Source organism: bacterium (assembly GCA_016873475.1).
GTDB lineage: Bacteria > Krumholzibacteriota > Krumholzibacteriia > JACNKJ01 > JACNKJ01 > VGXI01.
Genome location: VGXI01000118.1, coordinates 1 through 9,772, shown reverse-complemented (window position 1 = coordinate 9,772; position 9,772 = coordinate 1). Strand labels below are relative to the sequence as shown.

Here is a 9,772-nt window from a genome sequence, read left to right as displayed (position 1 = left end):
CGGGACATGCCCCGAAATCGGGTCTATCCGACCGGCGCCGCCCTCGGGATGCTTCTCGATTTCTTCAACGTCGACTGGAAACCCCGGGTTTCGGATGCCGCCACCAGTCCTGGTCTCGCCGAGATGCTCGAAGACCGCCTGCCCACCACCCCGGCCCGGAGCGATAGTCTCCTCGCGCGGGTCAAGGAGCGCTACCGATACGATAGCCTTCGTGCGACAAGTGACCACCGCGTCCAGGCCTATCCGATCGAATACCAGGCCGCCGTGGACAGCCTCGAGAACGCACCAGGATTCCATCTCTCTGTCGAATTGCCCGTTCTGAACCTAAGCCGTTCTCGAACGTGTGCAGGCAGGCGCCTGGTTCTCGAGAAGCCGACTCGGTCCTTCGCCAAACTCTGCCATGTGTACACCCTCAAGCAGCTCGGCAACGACGACCTCTTCCTTGAGGTCCGCGAGTCCGCCATCGCGGAGGAGACCAGCGCAGACGGCACTTCCAGGCGGGCCGATTTCGTCGCACCCGGCATTCGGACCGCCGAACTCGACGGTCGGCGCGTCGACCTCAGTCGCCGCGGTACCTACTCCTTCAATCGCATGACGCTCGCTGGGCCGAGTTTCCAGATGCGTTACGACGGGCAGGGCACCCTGTCCACCGACGGACGGCGGATCAGTGTGCGGCTGATCCCCCCTTCGCCATCAGAAGGGAAATGAGACGGCGATGGCAGGCGGCAGCCCAACAACAGCATGCAACGGACGGCGTTGCGCTCTGCCGCTGATGCTGTGCGTTAGCCTCGAAAGGAAGTGCCGAGGCGAGAGAGGATGCACTGATGGAAGTTCACCCTTCCTTGTTGAGTGCGCCCCTGCGCATCTGGGGCGGCCGCGTGACTTCGTCACGCAGTCCGGGGGGCAAGGGGTACCATGGTTCGAGCCTAACGACAGGTTGCAGCGGCCGGCGCGGGGAGCTTGTGGTACTATGAGCATCGAACGGCGCCGCCGCTGACCCTTGCGTTGGGCCGCTGCCAGAACGTATTGATGGGAGACGAGCGCGTATGGGCCACGTTCGCGGTTATGTCGGGCCTCTCGCCTTTCTTGGGATGGGAATCGCACTCCTTGGCGGCGCCTACCATTACTGGAGGCAAACCACCGCGCTGATCGAGCGTGCCGTTGCTGCAACGGGCGAGGTTATCCTGATGCGGGAAGAGGATCGCCACATCCAACCTCAACATCAAGGTGAGGCGGAAGCGACCTATCGCCCAGTCATCCGCTTTACTACCCGCAACGGCAGGCAAATAAACTACGAATCCATCGTCAGCAGCTACCCGCCTCGATATTCGGAAGGCGAGGGGGTGCGCATTCTCTACGATCCGGGACGACCCGAGCAGGCGCGGATCGATGATTTCACCGATCTCTGGCTGCGTTCCATCTTTCTGGCGGGCGTGGGATCTGTCCTTACCCTGCTCGGCTTGGCCTCCCTGCACTCACGCCACAAGTACGGATGGGAGCGTACGCGATGGGGATACCATCGCGGAAGCCGAGGTGATGAATGATAAGCCATGCTCATGGGCGCACCTTCGTGCGCGAGCAGACCTTGCGGGGGCTGTTCCCCTGGGCTCTGGCCTGGACGGCTTTCGTGCCGCTCATGGTGGTCAACGCCAGCCTGCTGTCAATGAATCCCTACCCCGAGGGCGGGACGCTCCATCATCTCTTCGAGCAGGCGGCATTGTGGCTGCCGCTTGTGTTGCTGGTGGCTGTCGCCGTCTGGATGCTGCACCGCTGGCGGGGGCTGCTGCGGGTGTCGTCCTCGGTGCCGCTCTCCACCACGCTATGGCGTCTGGCGATTCATGGGCTGGCGTGGTTCTTTTTGTTACTCGCGGGTTCATTGGCGACCATGTACCTAGACTACGATCCGGCGCAGGATCATCAAGGGCAGTACTGGCCGTGGGCGCTTGCTGCCGCCTTGCTATATGCAACAGTCCCGGCACCGCTCGGTACGCTTTTCACCGCCTGGTGGTCGCTGCGACGAAAGGGAGGGGATAAAGCGTGAGGCAGGGCATCTTTCTCGTGGTCGCGCTGGTCAATGCCCTCGCGCTGTTTTGTGTGTTTAACCCCTGGTTCGAGGACTGGGCAACGCAGGGAACCGTATTGCTCGTCCTCGAGGCATTATTTCTGTTGTTGATTGGCGTACCCGTGTTCAACCACCATTTCCGCAAGGGATTGCCGCCGCGACAAAAACTCGCCGCGAGTCTGGACTCGGTGATGAGCTTCCTCTTGGGTTGGGTGTGATGATGGCAAGGCGCCTACGGTCATGGCTGTTTGCCGCACTGGCATTCCTCATTTGTCTGCCACCGGCCTTCCTCATCGGCGTCACGCTAATCGGCCATGCCCGGCCATTGCCGTATGTATCGGTGTGGCTCGACCGACTGGTGCTCATCGCGATCTCCTTCGGGTCGCCGCTGCTGGCCGGCTACGCGGTCGATCGGTTTGTTTCCCGGCGGTGAATTGATATGGGAACGGATGCGCTGTCGGGAATGATTGAACGAGCGTTTCCCGGCCGGTCGCAAGAAGCCCGAGCAATCCTGGCACGCAACGGGACGGAGGCTCACGAAAGAGAGCAGGAACGCATTCACCTCGCGGCAGTTGATCTGAGCGGAGGCGACATTGAGGAATTGAAGCGCCTGATTGACCTGGCCAAGCAGGACCGGCGTGACATCTTGTTGTGGGCCGAACGGAAACGCAGCGGGGCAAACCGTCCATGATTCGAATCGTATGCGTAGTGCTTATTGCTGGCACCGGCCTGTTGGTGGTCTATGCTGAAGGACTCTACTGGCTCGCATTCTGGAACCTGTTGCCGTTGGTGCTGGCGATACTGGCGATTGTAAGGTCAGGTGATGTGCGGCCATCGCTGAGTGCCACCACTTTTGCCGGCATCACGACGCTCTCGGTTGCCTTGACACATGCCGCATGGGTCTTCGACTGGGGCGGGACACAGACAGGGTCCTCCACATCCGGTTTGGTATTCCTGTTCTCGCCTATCTATTCGATCCTGCTCGCCACGGCTGCATGGGCAGTGACAAAGGGCATCGAGCGTCTTGGCGGAAGGAGAAACGCGACCCAACAAGGCGCTCCAGCGGACGCGGGCAAGCCGCGCCGCTGAGCTTGAACGTCAGGCGACGGGTGTACAGCGAAGGTCAGCGACCCCCACGGGAGGGCGACGAGGCATGCAGACCATGGTGAGACAGTCATCGTGATCCGCTTCCGGTCGGTATGCCGGCGTGTCAGCAGTGTAGAACCCCCTGACCGGCCTGGAGTCCCATTCCTCGTCACTGGAGGTTGCGGCGTGCGCCCTAAACCGCTCCGGTTGCGGGGAAGTGTCGTGGGCCTGGTCCTCGCCACTCTCATGACCTGCGGCGCCGCTCCGCCGCCTGTCGATCGCCCTCCGGTCGAGTGGCTCCGGAAGAGTGCGCGGCCCTTCGGCACCTGCGAGCCGGGTGGCTCCGATCGCGACCTTGCACCCCTGCGCGCCATCGTCGGCGAGGCGCGCCTCGTGGCTCTGGGCGAGGTCTCGAGCGGTACGCACGAGTTTTTCCAGATGAAGCGCCGCATCATCCAGTACCTGGCCTCCCCTTCGGCAGTCACGCTCGTCGGCTTCGAGGAGCAGATGTCCGATGTCAACGGCCTGAACGAATACGTCCTCACCGGTCAGGGCGACCCGAAGGCGCTGCTCAAACGGGTCCGGCGCCCGAAGAACACGCAGGAGTTCCTAGACTTCGTCGAGTGGGCGCGGGACTTCAACCGGTCGGGCCGGGGACGCCTCGAGTTCCTCGGCTTCGACATGCTAGGCTCCAGCGACTCAGCGGCGGTTGCCGTGACGCGCTTCATCGCTCGCGCCGAGCCTTCCTACCTGGACTCGGTCACGAATGCCTACCAACTCGTGGCGTCGGCCCCACGGGAGGAATCACGGTTCACCTCTTCCACTGCTTCTTTCCCCGCATCGGTGGCGGCCGGACACCAGGTCCGTTTCAGTTGCTGGATCCGCACCGAGAACGTGCGCGACGGCTCTGCAACGCTCTGGATGCGCGGCGACGCGAGTCGCAAGAGTGTCGTCGGGGGAGGCACTCAGGATGTCAGCGGCAGCACGCCGTGGGCGCCCTACGACTTCACCCTCGAGATACCCGACAGCATCTCGTTCATCCGCTTCGGCTGCATGCTGGCAGGGGGTGGCACGGCCTGGTTCGACTCGCTGGCCATCGAGATCGACGGAGAGCCCTTCGCCGGGAACGAGGACCTCGACCTGACAATGGAGCGCACCGATCGGCCGGTGGGGTTCAGCAACGTCGGGGTGAAAGGACGCCCCTACGCGATCGATCTGGACTCGACCACGGTGTTCGCGGGCGAGTACAGCCTGTGCATCCGCAGGGTCGAGCCAGACGCGCCCGCCGCCACAGCGACTTGGTCCGAGGCGAGCGCGGCCGCGACACGCGTTCTGGAACATCTGGAGGCCGTGCGAGACCGGCTCGTCTCTTCTTCGGCGCCCTCTGACGTGGACCGAGCCATCGTGAACGCGCGTACCATCGCCCAGATGTCCGAAGTGAACGCCGGGCAGGGCGGCGCGCGAGAGGACATCATGGCGGCGAACATCGCCCGCGAGTTGGACCAGGCGCCGCCCGGGTCCAAGATGATCCTGTGGGCGGACAACTTGCGGCTGGCCAGGCGCCTTTCCATCGGCTCGAGTCTCGCCAGCCGATATGGCGGCGACTTCGTCGTCGTCGCCTTCGCTTTCCACGAGGGCGGCTTCAACCCGGTCAATCAGCGAGTGCCTCCCGGCGAGTCGGTCGCGGAGCCGTCCAAGCCGGGCAGCCTGGAATGGGCGTGCCACTCGATCGGCATTCCGCGGTTCATCCTGGATCTGCGGAGCGCCGCGGCGGATCCGGGGGCATCGGCGTGGCTCGCACAGCCCCTGCCGATGCGCAGCTACGCGTCGCAGGTGATCCCGGAGCCGATCCCTGTGGGGTCTTGCTACGACGCGCTGGTTTTCTTCGACCACACCACACCGTCGAGGTCGCTGCCATGAACCGGGCCCACGGGTCGGCGTCTGCAGGTCGCCGATCGCCACTTGCCTTGCCGCCTAACAACAGCATGCAGCGGCCGGCGCTACGCGCCGCCGCTGATGCTGAGCGTTATGCCGCACGGGGGGAAACCTACGACCAGGGATTCTCGCTCGACCCCGAAGCCTTTCGTCGGCCCGTGGGTCGTCCTCTTCCCTGCGACCTACCTGGCTTATATCGCGGAGGAGTACTGGGGCGGCTTCCCCGCGCGCACGGCAGAGCTGACACGTCTCGCAATCCCCGATGGAGCGTTCCTTGGCGCCAACGCGCTCTTCTGGGCACTCATGACCATCGCCGTCTTCCTTGTTCTCCGGCGTCCGACCCGAGCGCTGCTGGTCGTGGCGTTGGCCACGATCCTTGCCATCAATGCGGCGCTTCATATCGGCGGCACTCTCCTCAGCGCCAGCTACTCGCCCGGTCTCGTTTCCGCCCTCCTGCTCTGGCTCCTGCTCGGTGTCGCAGCGCTGGTCCGCGGACGGCGATCGCTCTCCAAGCGCGACTTTCGCGCTGGTCTCCTGATCGGGGTGGCGATCCACGCTGCTGTCCCGCTGGTTCTCGTCGCCTTCGTTCTCCTCCTCGGCGAACATTGGCGGGCGGCATAGGAAGGCATTGGAGGGAACCGGCCGCGTTCGGAGGCGTGCCACGCCTTCCAGCCGCCGGCCGCGTTCGGAGGCGTGTCACGCCTTCCAGCCGCCGGCCGCGTCCTTGACAAAGCGGCGTCCGGCGGTCGACACTCGGGGGTACACGGCGGCCGGCAGCTCAAAGCCGAGCCGTTGGATCGACGGATGGAGCGAGAATGGACCCCGTGAAGCAGGTGACGCGCAAGCTTCGGAGGAACCAAGGTAGCATCCTGAACGATGCCGAAGTCGAACTTTTAGCGGGGCAGCTGCGCAGCCTGCTGGTGACCGAGTTCCCTCATGTGTTCGTCGGACGGACGGCCGAGACGTTCCAGGACCGAATTCGCTGGCACGCGATCACGGCTCGCTGCCAGGAGGCGCGAGATAAACGAGGCTGGTCACTGAAGGCGGCTGCAGTCGCGGCTAGAATCCCGCAGTACCGAGCCATGGAAACCGAGATGGGGTACCTTCGCTCATTCCGGCCAGACCTCGCCTGGCAGTACTTCTCGTCCCTAGGTCTCGAGACGTGGGTCCGGCGTTGGGCACGCGCCAACTCCGAGTTGGCAGAGCGATCAGGCCTCGCGGAGGCTGCCATCACGCATGGTGACCGATCCCAGGGCAAGTTCGCAGGCGATCTAACCACGCGCTCCAGCGGCCGGACTCGCACGTCACAGCCCATGCAGGGCAAGGGCCGTGCCGCGCGACCCCGCCGATGAGCGCGAGCGCTAGCGGGACAACGATGGGATTCTCGCAGTGATAGAAACCACCAACGTGGAGAAAGGACGGACCCTGGAGGCTGCGACCGCTGCCGTGGAGGAACTGCTGCCGGCGCTTGATGACGCCCGCAAGGACGCGTCTGCCCGCCTAGATCCCCGACGCCGTGCCCAGATGGGGCAATTCCTGACGCCCATCCCAATCGCGGCGTTCATGGCCGGAATGTTCGAATGCGGGAAGCCCACGGTCCGCCTTCTTGATCCAGGCGCCGGAGCCGGATCGCTGTGCGCCGCGTTGGTGCTGACCCTCTGCGGGCGCCCCAAGCGTCCAGCTTTCCTCGCCGTCACGGCGTACGAGGTCGATCCTATTCTCGTTACCTTTCTCCGCGAGACCTTGGACCGCTGTCGACGTGCGTGTGCGGACGCGGGGATCTCGTTTCAGGCACGCGTAGTCGACCAGGACTTCCTGGAAGCGGGCGCCATCGGACTGGGTGGGGATCTTTTTGGAACGGGCGAGCAGGAGCGTTTCGACTGCGCAATTCTCAATCCGCCCTATCGAAAGATCCGCACCGACTCCAAGGAACGCTCGATCCTCCGTTCACTCGGGCTGGAAACGACCAACCTGTCCCCGGGGTTTGTCGCTGTTGCGGCCCGCCTCCTCGTCCCGGACGGGGAGATGGTCGCGATTACGCCGAGGAGTTTTTGCAACGGTCCCTACTTCGAGCCATTCCGGCACGATTTCTTGCGGGACATGCGCTTCCGTCGAGTACACGTCTTCGATTCGCGAGACAATGCCTTCAGAGATGACAAGGTCTTGCAGGAGAACGTCATCTTCCACGCCGTCAAGGACAGAGAAGAAAACCAGGCGGTCATGGTTTCTGCCAACGCGAAGCCTGGCGAAATCCTGCGTTCGCGAATGATCAAGCACGAAGAGCTTGTTGATCCCAGGGACCGTCACGCGGTCATTCATGTCGTCCCGGAAACAGCTGGCAAGGCTACCCGAGATCAGATCAGTAGCTTGGGAGGAGCACTCCTCGATCTGGGCCTGACGGTGTCTACAGGACGAGTCGTAGACTTTCGAGCGCGAGACCTGCTTCGCGCCCACGCCGGAAGGAACACGGTGCCGCTCGTTTATCCCTGTCACTTCAAGCAGGGTTTCGTGGAGTGGCCCAATGGGCGAACGCGCAAGCCGAACGCTCTCGCTCTCGGCCCAAGCGCGGAAGAACTTCTTGTCCCGAGAGGGCACTATGTGTTGACGAAGCGATTCTCTTCGAAAGAGGAGCGCCGCCGAATCGTCGCAGCGGTCTACGACCCCACGCGCGTCACCGCGAGCCAAGTCGCCTTCGAGAACCACCTGAATTACTTCCATGAGCGTGGTTCCGGACTGACAGCATCGCTTGCAAAGGGGCTTGCTGCGTACCTGAACTCATCGCTCGTGGACGCGTTCTTTCGGCAGTTTAGCGGTCATACGCAGGTGAACGCTTCCGACCTGCGGTCCTTGCCGTACCCTCAACGCGCCGGTCTCATCGCGCTGGGGCGCCGGATTGGATCAGCCTTTCCAAGCCAAGAAGAGCTCGATCGCCTCATCGATGAGGTGCTCTTCCATGGCTAAGAGACCCGCCAACAGGCGTGGTGCGGCAGCAAAGCGCATCGACCAGGGTCTCAAGATACTCGCCTCGCTGAACGTACCGAAAGAACAGCAGAACGAGCGTTCCGCCCTCGTTCTCCTCGCACTTCTCGGCATGACCCCCAGCAAGTCCTGGGGGGCCGCGGCGGATCCGATGCTCGGCATCACTGAGATGATGAATGTGTTTCGCGACCAGTTCGGCAAGGAATACGCTCCGAACACGCGGGAGACCGTGAGGCGCTTCACCGTCCACCAGTTCGTCCAAATGGGCTTGGTGGTGGCCAATCCTGACGATCCTCGTCGCCCAGTGAATAGCCCCGCCAATCGCTACCAGATCGCTCCGACCCTCTTGAGGCTGGCCCGAACGTTCGGCTCACGCGCTTGGGCGGAGTCCTTGACCGCATATGTGGCCGCAGCCGACGCACTCGGACGCCTTCAACCTCGCGAGCGCGACATGGCGCTTGTTGCGGTCAGGCTGCCGAACGGAAAGAAGGTGCCGCTGACGGCAGGCGGGCAGAACGAGCTCGTCCAGAGGATCATCGAGGGCTTTTGCCCTCGGTTCACCCCTGGGGGCGTGGTCGTCTACCTAGGTGACACGGGGCAAAGACAGCGACACGTGGAAGTCGGCTACTTGGAGGACCTCGGCGTAGAGATCGACGAACACGGGAAGATGCCCGATGTAGTTGTTCATCTACGCGACAAGGACTGGCTTGTTCTGATCGAAGCCGTGACCAGTCACGGCCCCATCGGGGTCAAGAGGCACAACGAGCTCAAGGTTGTGTTCGGCTCTGCTCGGTCTGGCCTCGTCTTCGTAACCGCATTTCTGACACGGCGAGCGATGACGAAGTACCTGAACGCCATCGCATGGGAAACCGAGGTGTGGGTCGCCGATGCGCCCTCGCACATTATCCACTTCAACGGCGAGCGGTTTCTCGGGCCATACGAATGACCAGTGTGCCAACCAGCCCGCTAACAACCGGTTGCAGCGGACGGTTCGCTGCGCGACCCCGCCGATGAGCGCGAGCGTTAGGCGCTCGCGCAACAACGGAGGCAATGTGTGAAGACACTGGCGACAGAGCTTCGAGTCCGAAACTATGTTACCTTCGGGGCATGGGTAACCTTCGTCCATTGCGTGACCTACCTTGCCGTGGGTACGCTGGCTTATTCGCTGATATACAAGGAGCAGATTGATGCGGGTCTATTCGATCCATGGATGCGAAACCCTCACGATCCTGCTGAATGGCGACACGTCGAGACATGGCTCATTCCTGCGCAAGTTCTGCGAGGTCTGCTATTCGGCGCTGCTCTAGTTCCCTTCCTGAAAACACTCGCCGAATGGAGCTTCAGAAGGAGATTCCTGGCCCTTCTCGGTCTCTTGCTGGTGTTCAGTGTATGGTCGGTTACTATGCCCGGGCCAGGGTCCATAGAGGGCTGGGTCTACTTGAAACCCAATGCTGGCCCAACCTCGCCGAGCCCGTTCCTCGGCTTCGTCGAGGTTCCCACGCAGCTCGCGGCATTTGCCTTGCTTGTGTCTTGGTGGATTGGGAGATACAGCCAAAGACCGTGAGCGCGCCTAACAACCGTGAGCGCCTAACAAGAGCATGCAGCGGACGGCGCTGCGCGCCGCCGATGAGCGCGAGCGTTGGACCGGCATCCCTCTCTGCGGAGGGTCAGGTATGATGCCAAACGTCAGCACTCGTCATGCCAAGTTTT

General features: G+C 62.9%; 10 protein-coding genes. All 10 read left to right on the top strand.

The genetic code is table 11. The features are described 5' to 3' along the window. The first annotated feature begins 1,046 nt into the window (after positions 1-1,046). The 10 genes from FJ251_10190 to FJ251_10145 all read left to right on the top strand — a co-directional run bounded on the left by FJ251_10190 (position 1,047) and on the right by FJ251_10145 (position 9,626). Positions 1,047-1,544, top strand: coding sequence for a DUF3592 domain-containing protein (locus FJ251_10190; protein MBM4118088.1), 498 nt, complete (start codon positions 1,047-1,049; stop codon positions 1,542-1,544). 26 nt (positions 1,545-1,570) lie between these two features. After that, entirely contained in the window at positions 1,571-2,041 is a 471-nt protein-coding gene (locus tag FJ251_10185) for a hypothetical protein (GenBank protein ID MBM4118087.1), read from the top strand. Next, positions 2,038-2,280 carry a hypothetical protein gene (locus FJ251_10180; protein MBM4118086.1) on the top strand — a complete coding sequence of 81 codons (243 nt, stop codon included), beginning with the start codon at positions 2,038-2,040 and terminating at the stop codon, positions 2,278-2,280. Before FJ251_10185 ends, FJ251_10180 begins: the two co-directional genes overlap by 4 nt. Beyond that, positions 2,280-2,495, top strand: coding sequence for a hypothetical protein (locus FJ251_10175; protein MBM4118085.1), 216 nt, complete (start codon positions 2,280-2,282; stop codon positions 2,493-2,495). Before FJ251_10180 ends, FJ251_10175 begins: the two co-directional genes overlap by 1 nt. Before the next feature lie 254 nt (positions 2,496-2,749). Continuing rightward, entirely contained in the window at positions 2,750-3,151 is a 402-nt protein-coding gene (locus FJ251_10170) for a hypothetical protein (GenBank protein MBM4118084.1), read from the top strand. A gap of 219 nt (positions 3,152-3,370) precedes the next feature. Beyond that, on the top strand, positions 3,371-5,068 hold the full coding sequence (locus FJ251_10165; GenBank protein ID MBM4118083.1) for an erythromycin esterase family protein: 1,698 nt from the start codon (positions 3,371-3,373) through the stop codon (positions 5,066-5,068). 96 nt (positions 5,069-5,164) lie between these two features. Continuing rightward, positions 5,165-5,704, top strand: a complete 540-nt coding sequence (locus FJ251_10160; GenBank protein MBM4118082.1) for an HXXEE domain-containing protein — start codon at positions 5,165-5,167, stop codon at positions 5,702-5,704. A gap of 825 nt (positions 5,705-6,529) precedes the next feature. Continuing rightward, complete coding sequence (locus tag FJ251_10155) at positions 6,530-8,044, top strand: SAM-dependent methyltransferase (protein ID MBM4118081.1); 1,515 nt, start codon at positions 6,530-6,532, stop codon at positions 8,042-8,044. After that, complete coding sequence (locus tag FJ251_10150) at positions 8,037-9,008, top strand: restriction endonuclease (protein MBM4118080.1); 972 nt, start codon at positions 8,037-8,039, stop codon at positions 9,006-9,008. Before FJ251_10155 ends, FJ251_10150 begins: the two co-directional genes overlap by 8 nt. Before the next feature lie 108 nt (positions 9,009-9,116). Beyond that, complete coding sequence (locus FJ251_10145) at positions 9,117-9,626, top strand: hypothetical protein (GenBank protein MBM4118079.1); 510 nt, start codon at positions 9,117-9,119, stop codon at positions 9,624-9,626. Positions 9,627-9,772 lie beyond the last annotated feature (146 nt).

Coding starts and splice junctions, on each gene's coding strand:
- FJ251_10190 (MBM4118088.1), top strand. CDS start 1,047: ATGGGCCACGTTCGCGGTTATGTCGGGCCTCTCGCCTTTCTTGGGATG.
- FJ251_10175 (MBM4118085.1), top strand. CDS start 2,280: ATGATGGCAAGGCGCCTACGGTCATGGCTGTTTGCCGCACTGGCATTC.
- FJ251_10170 (MBM4118084.1), top strand. CDS start 2,750: ATGATTCGAATCGTATGCGTAGTGCTTATTGCTGGCACCGGCCTGTTG.
- FJ251_10160 (MBM4118082.1), top strand. CDS start 5,165: ATGCTGAGCGTTATGCCGCACGGGGGGAAACCTACGACCAGGGATTCT.
- FJ251_10150 (MBM4118080.1), top strand. CDS start 8,037: ATGGCTAAGAGACCCGCCAACAGGCGTGGTGCGGCAGCAAAGCGCATC.